Consider the following 18209-nt stretch of genomic DNA (forward strand, 5'->3'; position numbering starts at 1 on the left):
CTTCTTCTTTTCTCTTTGTTTCTCACGCGAGTTCTTCTTCCACCGCGGCCCTTGGGGTTTCTTCCACCTGGATTCCCGCGAAGACATCGAGACCGGTTCCTGCGGGTATCAGCTGACCAACGATCACGTTTTCCTTCAATCCAATGAGCGGATCGACCTTTCCTTCGATCGCCGCTGCGGTCAACACCCACGCAGTTTCTTCGAACGCAGCCGCGCTGAGCCAGCCGGGGTAGTTAAGAGCCGCTTTCTTGAGCGACAGGAGTCTTCTCTTGTACTTGATAGGTTCCTTCGGGAGAATCTGGTACGTCACAACTTTATCTTTTTCGAAGACGTCGATCTCTTTTATTCCCGCTTCTATGATCTTCTTCAAAAGTTCCTCGGTCACTTCATCGCCTTTTTGCGCGAGTTCCACGAGTTCTCCCTCTTCTGTTTCCGCGATGATCCTCTTTGCGAGCGTCTTTCCTATGACCCACTTCCTGTTCTCTTCCACTTTCGCATTTCCTTCGAGGATTTCCCTGTTGAATCTCTTTATATCCACAAGTGGTACAAGCTGGTCCGGTAGATAATCGCTGTCTCCAGGATCGACGATCGTTGCCATGCTTAGCATCTGTTTGAATATGATCTCGAAGTGCTTGTCGTGTATACTCACACCCTGCTGGACGTAGGCGTTCTTTATGATCTTCAAAAGATTCATCGCCGTCATTACACCTTTTTCTGATTCGAGCTCCAGGAGTTTCCACCACACAATGGCGCCGCTGGTGAGGGTTTCTCCTCTCAGGACTTTCTGGCCTTTTTCTACCCTTACTTTCGCTCTCTTCGGTACTTTGTAAGCGTGGATGTTACCGGCGTAATCCTCGATGTAAATCACCGTTCTACCACTTTCATCGGTTGCTATGTCTTTAACGAAACCATCGACCTCACACAGAATGGCTTCGGATCCATAGTATTTTCTGATTTCTTTCTTTCCACCGCTCTTTTCTTCTCTCAAGAACGCGTACGGTTCGAACGTCTTCTCCACAGTTGTGAGACCGCTGACGATGTCGCTCGCACCCATGACTCCTCCAACGTGGAATGTTCTCATTGTGAGCTGTGTGCCGGGCTCTCCTATGGACTGAGCGGCCACGATTCCCACAGCCTCACCGACGTTCACTATCTTGTGGTTGGAAAGATCCATACCGTAGCAGGCAGCGCAGACGCCGTACTCAGACTCACAGGTGAGAGGTGATCTCACAATGATATCGGGTCTCACGGGAACTTTTTCTATTCCATTCTCTTCGAGCATCTTCGCCACGATCTCGTTTATCACTTCCTGGTACACGAGAAGCTGTCTTTCACCTTTTTTATCGTACAAAGGTTCCTCTTCCGCGTAAACGGTTCCAACGACAGGATAGACCTTCACCTTTATGCGGTATTTCCCTTCGTTCTTAGCAGCTTTTACCACATCCCAGGTGAGTTCCGTTCCTTCTTCGTACTCTCCAACGGGTTCTGCTATCTCGGCGTACATGTTGGGGAGTGAGAGTTCTGTTATGTCTATCTCTTCGTACCTCACAACGTCAACCATTTTCTTGTAAGAAGCCAGGAAGTTCGCATCGTCGTCTGTGAGCATGGTGTTTCTCGTGTATTCCTTGCCCGTTTCTGGATTCTTTAAAACTTCTTTTGTTTCTGGATCAAGCACGTCCCTTGCGAGCACTCTACCGAAGAGGAACTCGTTCATCTTTTCCACGACTGTTCCTTCTTTTATCAGATCCATGGCTCTGATTCCCTCATGTGTTCCACAGTCGGGTTCCGATACTGTGACGCTCTGGGCTACATCCACAAGACGCCTCGTCAGATATCCCGCAAAGGATGTGTTCATTGCCGTGTCAACCTGTCCCTTTCTAGCACCGTAGGTGGATATGAAGAACTGCAGGATGTCAACACCTTCTCTGAGGTTCTTATCGACTGGATAATCGAAGGTGAGTGCTTCGTGTATTGCCTGACCTTTGAAGATCTTGGACTTTATTTCCCTGGATCGCGGGTCGTACGCCTTGATCATCAAACCTCTGATACCGGCGAGCTGTTTCACCTGATCTATGTTACCTCTAGCACCAGAGTTCACCATCATGTATATGGGGTTGAACGGATCCTCTGCGAGTGTTTTGGATGTGAGTTTTGTGATCTCCTCCGTCACACTCATCCAGAGTCGTATGATTTCACTCTTTCTCTGTTCCTCCGTCAGGAAGCCCTTTTCGTAATTCTCTTCGATTATTCTGACCTTCTCCCAGGTCTTCCTGAGAATCTCATCTCTCTCTGGTGGTATCTTCAGATCTTTCAACGAGAGAGTCAGACCGGAAACGGTTGCGTAGTGGAAACCGATGTCTTTTATGTCATCCAGGAGATCCGCAGCTCTGTCTATACCGTGTCTCTTGAACGTTTCATAGACGAGAGCGTTTATCTGTTTTTTGTCGAAAATTCTATTGTAATCCCTCAAATCTTCCGGGAGAATGCCGTTGAAGATCACTCTTCCCAGAGTCGTCTTTATTCGTTTTTCTTCGCCGTTGATAACGACCTTTATCAGAATCGGAGTGTGAAGTTTTATGAATCCAAGGTGGTAAGCCAGCATCGCCTCTTCGGGCGAAGAGAACTTCCATTTCACATCTTCTTCTTTCAGTGAGTCGAATTCTTTACCAACTGTTGTGAGGTAGTAAGAACCTATGATGATATCCTGCGTCGGCAGCGAAATCGGCTTCCCGTGTGCTGGGGAGATGATGTTGTATCTCGAAAGCATGAGAAATCTTGCCTCTGCCTGCGCCGCGGCCGAAAGCGGTACATGAACCGCCATCTGGTCACCGTCAAAATCCGCGTTGAATGGTGGACACACGACAGGATGGAGCTGTATGGCGTTTCCTTCAACGAGTTTTGGTTCAAACGCCTGAATTGACATCCTGTGGAGTGTGGGAGCTCTGTTCAGAAGAACGACGCTTCCCTTTATCACTTCTTCAAGCACTTCCCAGGCTTCCGGCATCTCTTTTTCTATGATCGCTTTCTTGACCTTTCTCATGGTTTTGCTGGAAGAACCCTCTCCAAGGAGTTTCGCCAGAACAAACGGTTTGAAGAGCTCCATTGCCATTTTCTTTGGAATACCGCACTGGTGTATCTTCAGATTTGGGCCCACGACAATAACCGCTCTTCCAGAGTAATCCACACGCTTTCCAAGCAGGTTCCTTCTGAACCTTCCCTTCTTTCCTTTCAGTAGATCGGTGAGCGATTTCAGAGGCCTGCCGTTTCTGTCTTTCAAAACGGCTCTTCTGCTTCTCTTTCCCTCCGAATCAGAGCCGTTGTGAATGAGAGCATCAACCGCTTCCTGAAGCATTCTTTTCTCGTTTCTCAGAATGATCTCAGGTGCCCCGAGTTCCAGGAGTTTTTTGAGTCTGTTGTTTCTGTTTATGAGTCTTCTGTAAAGTTCGTTGAGATCTGTTGTGGCGAACCTTCCTCCCTCAATCTGTATCATCGGCCTGAGATCGGGTGGAATCACGGGAACGACCTCAAGAACCATCCATTCGGGTTTGTTGCCAGATTTAAGGAAATCCTTCACCATCTTCAACCTTCTTCTGAGCTTTATCGCCTTCGAGCTGGAAGAAGGTAACTTTTTGAGTTCCGCTTCGATTTCCGCCTGAAGCGCTTCCAGATCCAGATTCTGAAGCAGTTTCTTTATCGCCTGCGCTCCGGCATCAGCCACTATCTTTTCTGGATATATCTGAAGATACGCTTCGTACTCGTTTTCTGTGACTATATCGCCAACTTTCAAGCCTGTCTCTTTGGAAACCTCGGGATCTATATCCGTTATGACCACGATCGGTCTGTCGTTTTCCGTTCTCTCTTCAACATCGAACATGGTTGGATAGTGGGACTCGAAGATTTTGTACTCGGTGGCAGAGAGATACTCTTCCTCGAAGAGGAATCTGTCAGCTAAGTGATCCCCTTTCTTCACCTGGTCGCCGTTGTTAACGTAGACAAGCGCTCCTTCAAAGACAGGATATTTTCTCTCCTCTATAACCTGTTCTACATAGACTTCACCGGTGGAGAGCACTTCGAAGTTTCCGTCTTCAAGCGCTCTTATGTTGAGGTTGGAACCAAATCTCACTGTACCAGATATGCTCGATTTGACGGATGGGAGGCTGGTAGAAGTCGTGATCTGATCACCTTTTTTCACTTTCTGGCCGTTCGAAACAAGAATCTTCGCTCCATAAGGAACCGTGAAAACAACCGGCTGATCCTTACTGGTTGTGAGAGGTTTCAACGTAATAGTATTCGAAAGTTCATCTATTTCCACGTGACCGTCAAACGGAGCGTAAACAGGGTCGATTGTCATTTCTTTTGTCAGATCCTGTCCTTTTTCCACTTCTTGGCCATCTTTCACAACGAGAATCATTCCAGGGAGCACCGTGTGTGTGGCTCTGGTAATGTTCTTCACAATGATCCAGGTGATTTCCCTTCCTGTGATGGACTTTTCTGTCTTCAAAGTCACTTCTCCATCGATATCGGAAAGAACAGGAGATTTTGGATTCTTCACCACGAACGCCTGTTCAACATCGAAATCCCACTTTTTTCTGTATATCCTGTACTCGGTCTCGTAGATCACATCCCCCTGGGAGAACGGAGTATCTTTGGGATCAGTTACAATGAAAACCCTTTCTATGACACGGCGACTGCCGTAGTAGATGATGTTTTCCAGGTCTGAAGTGCTCATGTTCAAGAGTGTTCCGAGAACACTCGGTATGCTCTCGAGATACCAGATGTGCACAGCGGGTGCTGCCAGTTCTATGTGCCCCATCCTTTTTCTCCTGGCTTCTCTGGATTCGACTCTGACTCCACACCTTTCACAGACGGTACCTTCGTATTTCTTCCCCTTGTACTTACCACAGGCACATTCGTAGTCCTTCACAGGACCAAAAATCCTCTCACAGAAAAGGCCGTCTCTCTCGGGCTTGAATGTCCTGTAGTTGATCGTTTCTGGTTTCTTGACCTCTCCTCCAGACCAGCTTCTTATCACTTCTGGAGAGGCTATCTTTATCTGAATTGCCTTTATCTTCCTCTTGAAAGAGGACATTGGCATTCTACCAACCTCCCAATCAGTACTTGTCGATATCTATTTCGTTACCGTTCTCATCGTAGAGTCTCACATCGAGCGCGAGACCTCTGAGTTCTTTGATGAGAACCCTAAAGCTTTCGGGAACACCAGGTTCAGGTATATTCATGTTTTTCAGTATGGCTTTGTAGGCTTCGTTTCTTCCTTTTATGTCGTCGGATTTTATGGTGAGCATCTCCGCAAGAGTATGAGCAGCTCCATAGGCCTCCAGAGCCCAGACCTCCATTTCTCCAAGCCTCTGTCCACCGAAGTGAGACTTTCCACCGAGAGGCTGCTGGTGAATGAGAGAGTACGGCCCTGTGGACCTTGCGTGAATCTTTTCTTTGGCTATATGGATGAGTTTCAGCATGTACATGTAACCAACCACCACAGGATTGTCGAAGGGTTCTCCCGTTCTTCCATCTCTGAGAACCACTTTTCCATTCGGATTGTTTTCGTCGTCTCCAAGGTGAAGGCCCCTCTTCTTCCTTTCTTCGTAAAGCGGTCTGAGAATCTCGTCTTCCTTTGCCCCTTCGAACACAGGAGTTGCGAACCATTTTCCGGTCAGTTTGGCGAGCCATCCAAGGTGCGTTTCCAGAATCTGACCGACGTTCATACGTGAAGGTATTCCCAGCGGGTTCAGCACCATCTGAACCGGTGTTCCATCAGGTAGGAACGGCATGTCTTCTTTTGGAAGTATGTTTGAAACGACTCCTTTGTTTCCGTGACGTCCTGCGAGCTTGTCTCCGATGTCGAGCGTCTTTCTCGAAGCAACGTACACCCTGACCAGCTTCAAAACTCCTGCTCCCAGTTCTGCTATATCGTTTTGATCGTAAACATCAACCCTTATAACTCTTCCCTCAACCCCATGAGGCAACCTGAGGGATGTATCCTTCACGTCTCTTCCGCGTTCACCAAAAACGGATCTGATGATCTTTTCTTCGGGTGTTGTGTCTCCTTCACCTTTCGGCGTCACCTTTCCAACCAGTATCGCCTGAGAACCCACTCCATAGTCACTCACAACGTACGCTCCAACTCTGATGATTCCGTTCTCATCGAGATTTTTCAGAAGTTCTTTGCTCACGTTCGGTATATCAGCGGTGATTTCTTCAGGACCGAGCCTCGTTTCCCTTGCCTGGGTTTCATAAACTTCTATGTGGATCGATGTGAAGACGTCTTCTTCGAGAAGCTCCTGACTCACAAGGATGGCGTCCTCGTAGTTGTAACCTTCCCATGGCATGAAGGCAACGAGGATGTTCCTTCCAAGTGCCAGTTCTCCCATGTCGGTTGCCGGACCGTCGGCTATGGGATCACCCTTCTTCACAAAATCGCCTTCGTTGACAATGGGTTTTTGATTTATCATCGTATCCTGGTTGGATCTCACAAACTTTAGAAGTCTGTATTCATCAACCACTGGGTTGCCTTTATCGTCGTACATGAGATTTCCATTCTCGTCCGTTCTGTGAACAACAACTCTGGCGGCGTCGACCTCTTTCACTATTCCATCGTGTTCTGCGAGAACAACATAACCAGAATTTTTCGCTGCTTCCCATTCCATTCCAGTTCCAACGAGGGGTGCTTCTGTTTTCAGAAGTGGGACGGCCTGCCTCTGCATGTTCGAACCCATGAGGGCTCGGCTAGCGTCGTCGTGTTCGAGGAACGGAATGAGTGAAGCCGAGACACTGAAGGGTTGCTTCGTCGATACATCCATGAAATCTACTTCTTCTTTGGGAACAAGCCTGATATCTTCACCCATTCGAGCCACTACTCTCTCTGGTATTATGTTACCCTCTTCGTCTACAGGTGTGGTGGCAGGTATGATTTTGTACTCTTCTTCCTCGTTGGCCCTCAGATAGACCACTTCATCCGTTACTTTTCCATTGACTACCTTTCTATAAGGAGTCATGAGAAATCCGTATTCATCGATTTTAGCGTATATAGCCAGAGATGTTATGAATCCTATGTTCGCGCCTTCGGGTGTTTCAATGGGACACAGCCTTCCGTACTGAGAGTAGTGCACGTTTCTTGCTTCGAAGACTTTGGATTCTCTTCTCAATCCACCGGGTCCAACAGCAGAAACCCTTCTTTTGTGAGTGAGTTCTGACAGAGGATTCACCTGATCCATGAACTGAGAAAGCTGGTTCATCGCGAAGAACTGGTTGACCGTTGATATGATGGATTTTATGTTTATAAGGCTCTGAATGGAAACCTTACTCAGAGAGTTTATGAGTGTGAGTCTTTCCTGAATGGCCTTCTGCGCCCTTGCGAACAATCTCTCGAACTCTCTCTGAACGAGTTCTCCAACGGTTCTAACACGTTTGTTCCCGAGGTGATCCTTCGTATCGAAAGGTATCGAAGGAAGCTCTTTGTTTATGTTGGAAACATACCTGATAGCAGCAAACACACCGAGATCAGATGTTACTCCGTAGTTTCTCCGGAACACAGATACAAGTTTTCTGAGATCGTAGGGAGCCGTTTTTCTCTTTTCCAAGTATTCTTCCTTGAAGATTCTGATCAGATTCTTCAACTCGTAGGAATCTATTTCAAAATCGTTGACGTATCTTCTCTCAAAGTAGTCGAAGAGAATTCTGGAAGCGAGGACTATATCAAGTGGTTTCAGAACGAGAGAAGTTTCGTTGTAAACCTTCTTCCTCGCCTCTTCGGGATCTTCCCCTTCAACCTCTATGAGGTACCTGATGTAAGCGTTTCTGAGTCTTTCGTTGACTTTGTATCTTCCCACCTCGGAAAGATCGTACCTTTCTGGATTGAAGAAGAGGTCGTGCAGATACCTTTTTGCCGCGTTTATTCTTGGAAGTTCTTCGGGTCGCAATCTTCTAAATATCTCCAGATAAGCGTCCACAACGGTAACTTCGTTTAAACCGTAAATCTTTGTCTTTTCCTCTTCTTCCTCTCCCTCTTCGCCCGAGGAAGACACCAATTCCAGCATCTTTTCAAATGTATTTTGAGCTATTGGATGAACTATTTTTATCTGATTTATGTCATCTATCATCAAAATCCTTTCCGCGAGATCTTTGGTCAGGATATCCCATTTTTCGGCGATCTTCCTGTCACCATCGTAGATGTCTTCAAGCAGAATGGAACCCACATGGAGCAGGAGACTGTCTTCATCGTCGGCATCCAGATAGGTGGGATAAAGAGAGAGGATATCCTCATCCTTTTCATAACCGATCGTTTTCAGAAAGAGGAAAAGATTGACCTTCTTTCCGTCAAGACCCGCGTAAAGAACTCCATCGTAGGGATCGAGGATAACTTCAAGCCATGCGCCTCGAGATGGAAGAAAGTATCCGCCGTACTCTTCTCTGTCGATGTACTCAGACGAGAAGTAAAGCCCTGGAGAAACTACTATCTGATTGACCACAACTCTTTCTGCTCCATTTATTATGAACGTTCCACGATCTGTCATGTAGGGAATGTAGCCAAGGAACACTTCTTCTTCCTTCATTTCACCGCTTTTCATGTCGGTAAGGCGAGCCGTTGCGTATATTGGAACACTGTAAGTTAAACCCTTTGCTTTACATTCAAGGGGATCAACAACAGGTTCTCCTATCCTGGTTGAAACAAATTCAAGGGCAAATCCTCTGTCCGATTTTTTCAAATCTGAGCGAGTCGCCTGCGAATAAATGGGGGAAAATTTTTTGAGGACTTCGAGCAAACCTTCTTCGAGGAATCTTCGGTAGGAAATCTTCTGAATCTCCACAAGGTCTGGAATTGGTAGGGGCTCTCGGCTCTTGCCGAAAGAAACCCTTGTCCTCCTACCGCAAGAGATCTCTTTCATTTTCTCACCTCTCAATGTGGAATAAGAAACTCCCAGGATTTCTCTCCCGGGTTTTGCTTAGATTGAACGGAAAGGAAACAATAGGGTGAGGAAGAGCTTTTGTACCACACTCTATTTATTAAAACACAAAAACCCTGTACCGGCAAGAGGCGGTACAGGGTTGAAACATTCTTTTTTCACAAACGAAAATTTACTTCAGTTCTACCTCAGCACCGGCTTCTTCAAGCTTTTTCTTGATATCTTCTGCTTCCTGTTTGGGAACACCGCTCTTAATGATTGCGTCGGGTGAACCGGCTTTTTCAACGAGATCTTTGGCTTCCTTGAGACCGAGTCCGGTGATCTCTCTGACAACCTTGATGACCTGAATCTTGTTCTGACCGAAGCTCTTCAAAACAACGTCAAATTCTGTTTTCTCTTCCTGAGCGGCACCGGCAGCGGCTCCGGCAACTGGAGCGGCAGCAACGGCCACAGGTGCTGCAGCAGTCACTCCAAATTTGTCTTCGAGCTTCTTCACGAGTTCTGCAAGCTCTGAAACCGTGAGTTTCTCAATCGCTTCGATGATTTCATCAATCGTCATCTTCAAACACCTCCATCATTCGGATTTTTTCTCTTTAATGGCATTGAGCACATACACGAGATTCCTCAAAATACCACTCAGAACAAACACAAGACCGGTAATAGGAGCTTTCACACGACCAACGAGCATAGCGTAGAGCTCTTCTTTGGATGGGAGTTTTGCGATGTTTTCCACTTCTTCTGCCGTGAATTTCTTTCCTTCGAGGAAACCACCCTTGAGCCTCGAAAGATCAGCCTTTTTATCTTTGTAAAAGTTGTAAACTATCTTGACAGCCTCCACAGGATCTCCTTCCGTGACGTAGAGTACAGCTGTAGGTCCTTTGAGAAATTCTTCGTAGCCTTCGTATTCAGCGTTCTTGAGCGCAAGATTCAAGAGAGTATTTTTCACAACCCTGAACCTTGCTCCATCTCCGTACTTTTCTCTCAATTTGGAGCGAAGTTCGGTGAGATCAGCCACCGTGAAACCCAGGAAATCGGCAAAGAGTATCAGCGATGTTTTTTTGAATATTTCACTCATTTCTTCAACTATGAGTTCTTTTTGTTGCCTGGTCAGCAAAGGATTCACCTCCCAAAAAAAATTTTGTGGACCCCGGAGGGTCCACAAAAAGGTCATAGAACCTTTCTGGGACGCCTCCGGCAGGATCTTTAACCCCAAGGGCCCTGCCATCTACGGCGTCTTATTGAGTTTTCGATTGCTTTACTCTTTCAACAGGCTCTGAAGATTCAACTTTATACCGGGTCCCATTGTAGAAGACAAAACCGCTTTTTTAATGAACTGTCCTTTCACACCTGCGGGTTTCATCTGCATGATCTGTTTTATTGCCGCGATTATGTTTTCCTTCAGTTTCTCGTTATCAAAGCTCCTCTTACCAACGGGTATGTGGATGTTCCCAGTTTTGTCCGTTCTGACCTCGATTCTTCCTTTTTTAAACTCTTTAACCGCTTCTGCTACTTCCTGAGTTACCGTTCCTGATTTGGGCGATGGCATCAAACCTCTTGGTCCCAGAATCTTTCCGAGCCTTCCGATTATTCTCATCATATCAGGTGTGGCTATTGCAACATCGAAATCGAGAAAACCTTCTTTTTCTATTTTTTCTACAAGATCCTCAGCTCCTACGTAATCCGCGCCCGCTTCCAAAGCCTCTTTTGCCTTTTCACCTTTGGCAAACACCAGAACCTTGACTTCCTTACCTGTCCCGTGTGGAAGCACGATCGTTCCTCTGATGTGCTGTTCAGGTTTCCTGTAGTCTATTCCAGTTTGAATGTGGAGTTCTATCGTTTCATCGAATTTCGCCGTGGCAGTTTTTTTAACGAGTTCTATGGCTTCGTCAAGATCGTAGTACTTTGTTCTGTCCACCAGTTTCCTTGCTTCAAGATACCTCTTGGAGTGCTTCGGCATTGCGCCTCCTCCTTTCCGTTACATCAGTCCACTACTTCTATTCCCATACTCTTAGCGGTTCCTTCAATGATCTTCATGGCTGCTTCCAAGCTGTTTGCGTTCAAATCTGGCATCTTTGTTTTCGCTATTTCTTCAATCTGTTTTCTGGTAACTTTTCCAACTATCTTTCTTTTTGGCTCGGAAGAACCCTTCTCTATACCCGCTGCTTTCTTGAGAAGGAAGGAAGCAGGTGGTGTTTTGATGATGAAAGTGAACGACTTGTCTTCGTACACTGTGATAACAACAGGAAGTATCATGCCTGCTTTATCCGCTGTTTCGGCATTGAACCTTTTACAAAACTCCATGATGTTAACACCGTGCTGACCCAAGGCGGGTCCAACGGGTGGAGCCGGCGTGGCTTTTCCGGCAGGCAGTTGTAATTTAATCTGAGCCGCTACTTTCTTCGCCATGTTCGAACCTCCCTATGCGTGGTGCGGATTCCTCCTCCCACGTTTTCTCACTCGATTTTCTCCACTTCAGAAACATGAAGAACAACAGGAGTTTCACGTCCGAATATAGTTACGTTTACTTTCAATTCCTGTCTCTCTGGATCGATTTCCTTTATAACACCCGCAAAATCTTCGAAGGGACCGCTTATTATCTTCACCATGTCTCCAACCTTGAAACCGAGTTCGACCTTCACAGGTTTCTTCTTCTCTTCATACTCTTCGAGGCCCGCGAGTCTCAAAATAGGTCTCATTTCTCTGTCTTTTACGGGAATAGGTTGTCCACCTGAACTAACAAACCCCATAACGTATGGCACGGAACGAACGAAATTGTAGGCCTCATCGTTCATGATCATTTCCACGAACACATAACCCGGGAAGAGTTTTCTTCTTTTCGTCTTGTAGATTCTGATCTCTTTTCTTGTTGAATAATCCACCACTTCGACTCTTCCCGAAACCTTGGCGAAGAACTTCCTGGCTTCCGCAAGCATTTCCCCCTGTTTCACTTCTTTTCCTTTTTTTATCCTATCCCTGTCGAAAACATCCAAAGGAATGTAATAAACGTCCTGCTCACCATCGGGTGTCTGAACGACCACTTTTTTCATTCGTTCTATCTCAACGATCTTTCCATCCAGTTCACAGATGTACTCTTCGTTTTTCGAAAGCGGCAGTCCCTGCTTCACTTTCGTTCCAACCCTCAAACCCGGCTCGATTCCCGCAGACTCGGGAATGTAATACGTCTTCGTATACTTCCTATCGATGGTTTCCACAACAATCTTTCTGACGTTCTTCACGTCAACGATCACACCGCTTCTTCGAGCATAAATAGGAGGTTCTTCAGCTATCAAATCCCCTTTGTTAACATCTTTTCCATTGTTCACATGTAATTTGGCCTTCGGAGAAAGTATGAGCCTCTCGGAAGGGCTGGTGGCGTCCAAAACTACCTCTTCAGGAATAACAATACGGCCCACCAGATTTTTTATCCCGGTGGCTTCGACTTTCTTTTCGATATTTTCTTTAACCTTTTCCTCGTAACCGGACATAGTAAGGACTATGTACCACTTTTTCTTCATCACCTATCACCTTATCCTATTCCCAGCGCTTTGAAAATCGCACTTACAACTCCTGAGAAGATGAAATCAAGCACAAAAAAATAAACACTTGTAACAGCGAGTATCACGAGAACAACACCAAAAGAAGTGAGCAACTCCTTTCGGGAGGGCCAGGAAATTTTCTTTGCTTCGGCGATGACTTCCCTGAAGAACTTTCGGAGTTTCTCCATTCTCGATGCCCCCTCAGATCAAAAAATGGCAGGGCCGGCAGGACTCGAACCCGCAACCACCGGTTTTGGAGACCGGCGCTCTACCAGTTGAGCTACGGCCCTGCGATTACGCTTTCGTTTCGGTATGAATCGTGTGGGCGTTGCACTTTGGACAGTACTTTCTCAGTTCGAGCTTTGCTCTTTTGTCCTTGTTCCTTGTGGTGTAGTAGTTCTTGTTACCGCACTGAGAACATTTCAGAGCCACTTTCACTCGCATATCTTCCACCCTTTCTCAAAAAATCTGGTGGTGGGGGGAGGATTTGAACCTCCGAAGGCATTCTGCCAGCGGATTTACAGTCCGCCCCCTTTGGCCACTCGGGCACCCCACCACATACTTTTGGAGCCAGCGGTGGGACTCGAACCCACAACCTACTGATTACAAATCAGTCGCTCTACCGGTTGAGCTACGCTGGCCCTATTTCCTTTCCGATGACCTATGGCGGCGGTGGGACTCGAACCCACGACACGGTGATTATGAATCACCCGCTCTCGCCGCTGAGCTACGCCGCCCAAGACCGTTCATTAATTTTACTATCAGAGCTTTTCTTTGTCAACCTCGAACATCTTTGAACGATGTGTTAAAATAATAAGGAGAGCCGTGCTCTCCTTCAGGAACTGGTGGGCTCGGGAGGATTCGAACCCCCGACCACCCGGTTATGAGCCGGGCGCTCTGCCAACTGAGCTACGAGCCCACACCGCTATCAGATTATATTCTAACAAAACCCCGTTGTCAAGGAGTGTGATCAGCATGAAGAAAGATCCCATCAAGGAAATGCTCGTAAAATATCCGAGAATTCTCGTGATAAAAGCCGCTCTGAAGATTTTAAAGGACGGAAATAAGATAGACCGAGAACGGATCGAAAAAACGATCGTCAAGATCATGACCAAAAAGGAGGGCTGAAAACTTCAGCCCTCTAAGCTTATATGTTAGTATTGTTATAAAAGACCGGCACCCTCCAACAACGAGCACTTTCCAGAAGGGAGGATATCGATGAAGATCGATATCTTGGACAAAGGATTCGTTGAACTTGTGGATGTGATGGGAAACGACCTCTCCGCTGTACGGGCTGCCCGCGTTTCTTTCGATATGGGTTTGAAAGACGAAGAAAGGGATAGACATCTCATCGAATACCTCATGAGGTACGGCCACGAGACTCCTTTCGAACACATTGTCTTCACCTTCCACGTGAAAGCTCCCATATTCGTGGCGAGGCAGTGGTTCAGACACAGGATCGCATCCTACAACGAATTGAGCGGCAGGTATTCAAAACTCTCCTATGAATTCTACATTCCCTCTCCCGAACGCCTGGAAGGGTACAAAACGACCATCCCTCCCGAACAGGTGACGGAGAAGATCTCAGAAATAGTCGATAAAGCGTATCGAACGTATCTGGAGTTGATAGAAAGCGGTGTTCCTCGAGAAGTGGCAAGGATAGTGCTCCCTTTGAATCTGTACACGAGGTTTTTCTGGACTGTGAATGCAAGAAGTCTCATGAACTTTTTGAACCTGAGGGCAGATTCTCACGCTCAGTGGGAAATTCAACAGTACGCTCTGGCAATCGCGAGGATTTTCAAAGAGAAGTGTCCCTGGACTTTCGAGGCATTTCTCAAGTATGCTTATAAGGGAGATATCCTGAAGGAGGTACAGGTATGAAAAGAGAGCTGGTTCTTCTGATGGTTCTGCTGGCTGTTTCCGCGATGGCAATTTACATCTCGGAAGTCGATTTCAAGGGATTGAACACTCTCAATTCCGAATTCATAGTTCAAAAAGTCGGAAAACTCTTCGGAGAGGTATCATCCGATGAAATTCAGGAGTATCTGAAAAAAGTCTTCGACCTTGGATATTTCTCCTCTCTAACACCCTCTCTGGAACCAGCCGATGTGGGTTACAGACTTGTTGTCTCACTGGAGGAAAATCCAGTTGTCAAAGATTGGAAACTGGAAATAGATGGTCCAGGTCTGGTGGACAAAAAAGAACTCGAAGAGCTCGTTAAAATCGAGAAAGGCATGCCGTTGAACGTGAACCTTTTGAAAGAAACGTTCGAAGCTATGAGAAACAAGTATCAGGAAGCAGGATACTTTCTTGTGGAGATAAACGGAAACTTTGAGGACGGTACTTATAAAATCGTTGTGAAAGAATACGCTCTATGGGACATCGTTTTCAACGGAGAAGTGGATGGCCTTGATTTCGTTTCCATCCTTTCGAAAGCGAAGATAAAAACCCTGAGAGACTTCTATTCTTCCTCTCCACTGGTGAGGTTTTTCACCATGAGCAAGAAAGATTTCTATCCAAAGTACTCCGATATAAACAACCTCATCTCAGTTATAAACTCCTACCCGTTCTTCTCGAAAGAAACAGCGGTTAATTTCAAGAAAACTACAGTGAAGGATATCGAAGAAAAGAATGTCGTGATCATGGTGGTCAATGTAGTACAGAGAAGACTGTTTGAAGGAGAGAAAGCTTTCAAAGAGATCCTATTCCACGGTAACACGATCTTCACGGATCAGGAGCTTTTGAAAGCGTCCGGGGTGTCTCCAGATCAGACCTACACGAATGCTCAGGTGCTTCTCGCGATGAACAGAATAGTTGATTTTTACGAGAAGAACAATTTCCCATACACGTGGGTGGAAGCAAAGATAGAAGACGACAGCCTCGTGTTCGATATCTACGAGAAATACGTTCGCTCCGTTAAAATCGAAGGACTCAAGAAAACAAAACCCTACGTGGTGGAGAACCTGGTCACCATAAAAGAAGGAGAACCTCTGAACAAAGAAGAGATCATGCTCACCTACTCTTATCTGCAGAACAGCAGGTACTTCGATTCTGTGAACATATATCCACAGCTTTCTCCAAGCGCAACTCAGGTGGATGTCGTAATAGATCTCAAAGAAGCGGAAAAAACGAGGAATTTCATCGGTGGAATTGGATGGACCATGCCGAAAGAAGGCGATTGGTGGCAGGGCTTCAGCGGAATGGTTCAGCTCTCCGCAGTGAACACTTTCGGATACGGAGAGTCCTTCTCAGTGAATCTCAACCTCGGTTTCACCGAAAGAAGCGTTGAAGGAAGCGTGAAACTCCCTGTCAAATTCGAAGTTCCAATGAACCTTGAACTGGGGATTGGATACACAGATTACACCACCTCCAGCGGCACCGATACGATCAGCCTCAAAGGCTTGATCTCTTCTCTTCCGTACAAGGGGCATTCCTTCGGTATCGGTCCTATCTACGAAAAAACATTGGTCGACGGAAGCAAGGGAACTCTCGCAATCCTCACGAGATACAGATACAACACCAAGAACTCCGCAATCCTTCCAACCGAAGGGTACTACCTCTCGCTCGACCTGACGCGCGCGGGTCTTTTCGGACTGGACGATCAAAAGTACTGGAAGGGCATCCTCTCGGGAGAAGCGTACTATCCGATCTTTGAAAGTCTCTTCTGGAGCTTCAAAGGTACAGGCGGAATGGTCCGCAACGAAATTGGAACGGAACTTTTGGAAGTTTCCGGACCTTACGCAGTGCGTGGCTACAACTACTTTGAGACTGAAAAGATGTTCAAACTCTCAGCCGATCTGAACTGGATTCTTCAGAAAGAAAACGTACCCGTCGTCACCGGACTGTTCGTTGACTACGGCGGAATAGAAGAGAACGGAAATATGAACACTCTCTCTTCAGCAGGCGTGAAACTCGATCTCGTCGTTCCCCTTCTTGGGAGCGTGGAAGTTGGCGGTGCCTACAGATTCAACGAGAAAGACTGGCAGTTCTACTTCTTCATGGGAAGCTGGTGAGGAGGGAGGAGATTTGAAAAAGATCGGTATCATCGGCGGTGGCCAGCTTGGCAAGATGATGACCCTCGAAGCGAAGAAGATGGGTTTTTACGTGATAGTGCTCGATCCAACCCCCAGAAGCCCCGCCGGACAGGTGGCGGATGAGCAGATAGTCGCAGGTTTTTTCGACTCAGAAAGAATTGAAGATCTGGTAAAAGGTTCAGATGTTACCACCTACGATCTTGAACACATCGACGTTCAGACATTGAAGAAACTCTACGACGAGGGCTACAAAATACATCCCTCTCCGTACACTCTGGAAATCATACAGGATAAGTTCATTCAAAAAGAATTTTTGAAGAAAAACGGCATCCCAGTTCCCAGATACAAACCGGTGAAGGATCTGGAAAGCGACGTCAGGGAGTTCGGTTTCCCTGTTGTTCAAAAGGCGAGAAAAGGAGGATACGACGGCAGAGGTGTGTTCATCATAAAAAACGAAAAAGATCTCGAAAACGCTATAAAAGGCGAGACCTACCTTGAGGAGTTCGTTGAGATAGAGAAAGAACTCGCTGTCATGGTGGCGAGAAACGAAAAAGGAGAAACAGCGTGTTATCCCGTGGTGGAGATGTACTTCGACGAAGATGCGAACATCTGCGATACGGTGATAGCACCTGCCAGAATAGAAGAAAAACATTCGAAGATCGCCAGAGAAATCGCAACGAGTGTTGTAGAGGCGTTAGAAGGTGTCGGTATCTTTGGAATAGAGATGTTTCTCACAAAACAGGGTGAGATACTCGTCAACGAGATCGCTCCACGCCCACACAATTCCGGCCATTACACCATTGAAGCGTGTGTGACGAGCCAGTTCGAACAGCACATAAGGGCGATCATGAACCTGCCTCTCGGATCAACGGAGCTTCTCATCCCCGCGGTGATGGTGAATCTCCTCGGTAAGGAAGGATATTATGGGAAACCCGCCCTCATTGGATTGGAAGAAGCTCTGGCCATAGAAGGTCTTTCGCTTCATTTCTATGGAAAAAAAGAAACCAGACCGTACAGAAAAATGGGACATTTCACGGTGGTGGACAGAGACGTTGAAAGAGCGCTCGAAAAAGCGCTCAGAGCGAAGAAAATACTGAAAGTCGTCTCGGAGGAGGGAGCGATGTGCCAAGGGTAGGAATCATCATGGGAAGTGACTCCGATCTTCCTGTAATGAAGCAGGCAGCTGAAATTTTGGAAGAATTCGGAATAGATTACGAGATTACGATCGTTTCTGCCCACAGGACACCGGATCGCATGTTCGAGTACGCAAAGAACGCCGAAGAACGGGGAATAGAAGTGATCATTGCGGGAGCGGGAGGAGCAGCTCACCTCCCGGGAATGGTGGCAAGCATCACCCACCTTCCTGTGATAGGTGTTCCCGTGAAAACATCCACACTGAACGGTCTGGATTCACTTTTCTCCATAGTTCAGATGCCAGGGGGTGTGCCCGTTGCCACCGTTGCCATAAACAACGCGAAGAACGCGGGAATCCTCGCTGCGTCTATTCTGGGAATCAAATATCCGGAGATCGCAAGGAAGGTAAAAGAGTATAAAGAAAGAATGAAACGGGAAGTTCTGGAAAAAGCCCAAAGATTAGAACAAATTGGTTACAAAGAATATCTGAACCAGAAAGAGTAACTTGTGATAAAATTAACATGAAAAAGACCGTTCCACCTGAGGTGGAGGGCACCCGACACCGAGGGGGAACTCACCCCTTC

Annotated in this window: 14 protein-coding genes and 5 tRNA genes; 5 read left to right on the top strand and 14 right to left on the bottom strand. The window is 46.7% G+C overall.

Annotation, left to right across the window (positions count from 1 at the left end):
• Positions 1-22 precede the first annotated feature (22 nt).
• The 14 genes from rpoC to TRQ2_RS02495 form a co-directional block, all read right to left on the bottom strand.
• Entirely contained in the window at positions 23-5095 is a 5073-nt protein-coding gene (gene rpoC / locus TRQ2_RS02430) for a DNA-directed RNA polymerase subunit beta' (protein ID WP_012310569.1), read from the bottom strand.
• A gap of 16 nt (positions 5096-5111) precedes the next feature.
• Positions 5112-8903: a DNA-directed RNA polymerase subunit beta gene (locus TRQ2_RS02435; RefSeq protein WP_012310570.1), complete on the bottom strand. Its 3792-nt coding sequence runs from the start codon at positions 8901-8903 to the stop codon at positions 5112-5114.
• 190 nt (positions 8904-9093) lie between these two features.
• A complete protein-coding gene (rplL, locus tag TRQ2_RS02440; protein WP_011943105.1) occupies positions 9094-9480 on the bottom strand; it encodes a 50S ribosomal protein L7/L12 in 387 nt (128 codons plus the stop codon).
• A gap of 15 nt (positions 9481-9495) precedes the next feature.
• Positions 9496-10035: a 50S ribosomal protein L10 gene (gene rplJ, locus TRQ2_RS02445; RefSeq protein WP_011943106.1), complete on the bottom strand. Its 540-nt coding sequence runs from the start codon at positions 10033-10035 to the stop codon at positions 9496-9498.
• Positions 10036-10176: 141 nt separating this feature from the next.
• Positions 10177-10878: a 50S ribosomal protein L1 gene (rplA, locus tag TRQ2_RS02450; RefSeq protein WP_012310571.1), complete on the bottom strand. Its 702-nt coding sequence runs from the start codon at positions 10876-10878 to the stop codon at positions 10177-10179.
• Between the two features lie 23 nt (positions 10879-10901).
• A complete protein-coding gene (gene rplK, locus TRQ2_RS02455) occupies positions 10902-11327 on the bottom strand; it encodes a 50S ribosomal protein L11 (protein ID WP_004081512.1) in 426 nt (141 codons plus the stop codon).
• Between the two features lie 47 nt (positions 11328-11374).
• Positions 11375-12436, bottom strand: coding sequence for a transcription termination/antitermination protein NusG (nusG, locus tag TRQ2_RS02460; RefSeq protein WP_012310572.1), 1062 nt, complete (start codon positions 12434-12436; stop codon positions 11375-11377).
• A gap of 11 nt (positions 12437-12447) precedes the next feature.
• The gene (secE, locus tag TRQ2_RS02465) at positions 12448-12645 is read right to left on the bottom strand and encodes a preprotein translocase subunit SecE (protein ID WP_004081514.1); all 198 of its coding nucleotides are present in this window, start codon (positions 12643-12645) and stop codon (positions 12448-12450) included.
• A 26-nt stretch (positions 12646-12671) separates the two neighbouring features.
• A tRNA-Trp gene (locus tag TRQ2_RS02470) sits at positions 12672-12747 on the bottom strand.
• 4 nt (positions 12748-12751) lie between these two features.
• Positions 12752-12901: a 50S ribosomal protein L33 gene (gene rpmG / locus TRQ2_RS02475; protein WP_004081515.1), complete on the bottom strand. Its 150-nt coding sequence runs from the start codon at positions 12899-12901 to the stop codon at positions 12752-12754.
• A 25-nt stretch (positions 12902-12926) separates the two neighbouring features.
• Positions 12927-13013: transfer RNA gene (locus tag TRQ2_RS02480), tRNA-Tyr, on the bottom strand.
• Positions 13014-13022: 9 nt separating this feature from the next.
• Positions 13023-13098 (bottom strand) — tRNA-Thr (locus tag TRQ2_RS02485).
• A 23-nt stretch (positions 13099-13121) separates the two neighbouring features.
• Positions 13122-13194 (bottom strand) — tRNA-Met (locus TRQ2_RS02490).
• Between the two features lie 106 nt (positions 13195-13300).
• Positions 13301-13376: transfer RNA gene (locus TRQ2_RS02495), tRNA-Met, on the bottom strand.
• A gap of 56 nt (positions 13377-13432) precedes the next feature.
• Between TRQ2_RS02495 and TRQ2_RS09840 the strand changes: the two genes are divergently transcribed.
• The 5 genes from TRQ2_RS09840 (at position 13433) to purE (ending at position 18129) form a co-directional block, all read left to right on the top strand.
• The gene (locus tag TRQ2_RS09840) at positions 13433-13585 is read left to right on the top strand and encodes a hypothetical protein (RefSeq protein WP_004081516.1); all 153 of its coding nucleotides are present in this window, start codon (positions 13433-13435) and stop codon (positions 13583-13585) included.
• 90 nt (positions 13586-13675) lie between these two features.
• Entirely contained in the window at positions 13676-14338 is a 663-nt protein-coding gene (thyX, locus tag TRQ2_RS02500) for an FAD-dependent thymidylate synthase (RefSeq protein ID WP_012310573.1), read from the top strand.
• Entirely contained in the window at positions 14335-16470 is a 2136-nt protein-coding gene (locus TRQ2_RS02505) for an outer membrane protein assembly factor (protein ID WP_012310574.1), read from the top strand. Before thyX ends, TRQ2_RS02505 begins: the two co-directional genes overlap by 4 nt.
• 13 nt (positions 16471-16483) lie before the next feature.
• Positions 16484-17626 (top strand): 5-(carboxyamino)imidazole ribonucleotide synthase, encoded by a 1143-nt coding sequence (gene purK, locus TRQ2_RS02510; protein ID WP_012310575.1) that lies wholly within the window; start codon positions 16484-16486, stop codon positions 17624-17626.
• Positions 17614-18129 carry a 5-(carboxyamino)imidazole ribonucleotide mutase gene (gene purE, locus TRQ2_RS02515; RefSeq protein ID WP_004081520.1) on the top strand — a complete coding sequence of 172 codons (516 nt, stop codon included), beginning with the start codon at positions 17614-17616 and terminating at the stop codon, positions 18127-18129. The genes purK and purE overlap by 13 nt, the downstream gene beginning before the upstream one ends.
• Positions 18130-18209 lie beyond the last annotated feature (80 nt).

Origin of the sequence: Thermotoga sp. RQ2, from assembly GCF_000019625.1 — a bacterium.
GTDB lineage: Bacteria > Thermotogota > Thermotogae > Thermotogales > Thermotogaceae > Thermotoga > Thermotoga maritima.

What these genes read in the sequence shown, in the direction of transcription:
- nusG (WP_012310572.1), bottom strand. Translation starts at nt 12,436, where the DNA reads ATGAAGAAAAAGTGGTACATAGTCCTTACTATGTCCGGTTACGAGGAA.
- TRQ2_RS02435 (WP_012310570.1), bottom strand. Translation starts at nt 8,903, where the DNA reads ATGAAAGAGATCTCTTGCGGTAGGAGGACAAGGGTTTCTTTCGGCAAG.
- rpoC (WP_012310569.1), bottom strand. Translation starts at nt 5,095, where the DNA reads ATGCCAATGTCCTCTTTCAAGAGGAAGATAAAGGCAATTCAGATAAAG.
- secE (WP_004081514.1), bottom strand. Translation starts at nt 12,645, where the DNA reads ATGGAGAAACTCCGAAAGTTCTTCAGGGAAGTCATCGCCGAAGCAAAG.
- TRQ2_RS02505 (WP_012310574.1), top strand. Translation starts at nt 14,335, where the DNA reads ATGAAAAGAGAGCTGGTTCTTCTGATGGTTCTGCTGGCTGTTTCCGCG.
- TRQ2_RS09840 (WP_004081516.1), top strand. Translation starts at nt 13,433, where the DNA reads ATGAAGAAAGATCCCATCAAGGAAATGCTCGTAAAATATCCGAGAATT.
- rpmG (WP_004081515.1), bottom strand. Translation starts at nt 12,901, where the DNA reads ATGCGAGTGAAAGTGGCTCTGAAATGTTCTCAGTGCGGTAACAAGAAC.
- thyX (WP_012310573.1), top strand. Translation starts at nt 13,676, where the DNA reads ATGAAGATCGATATCTTGGACAAAGGATTCGTTGAACTTGTGGATGTG.
- rplA (WP_012310571.1), bottom strand. Translation starts at nt 10,878, where the DNA reads ATGCCGAAGCACTCCAAGAGGTATCTTGAAGCAAGGAAACTGGTGGAC.
- rplL (WP_011943105.1), bottom strand. Translation starts at nt 9,480, where the DNA reads ATGACGATTGATGAAATCATCGAAGCGATTGAGAAACTCACGGTTTCA.
- rplK (WP_004081512.1), bottom strand. Translation starts at nt 11,327, where the DNA reads ATGGCGAAGAAAGTAGCGGCTCAGATTAAATTACAACTGCCTGCCGGA.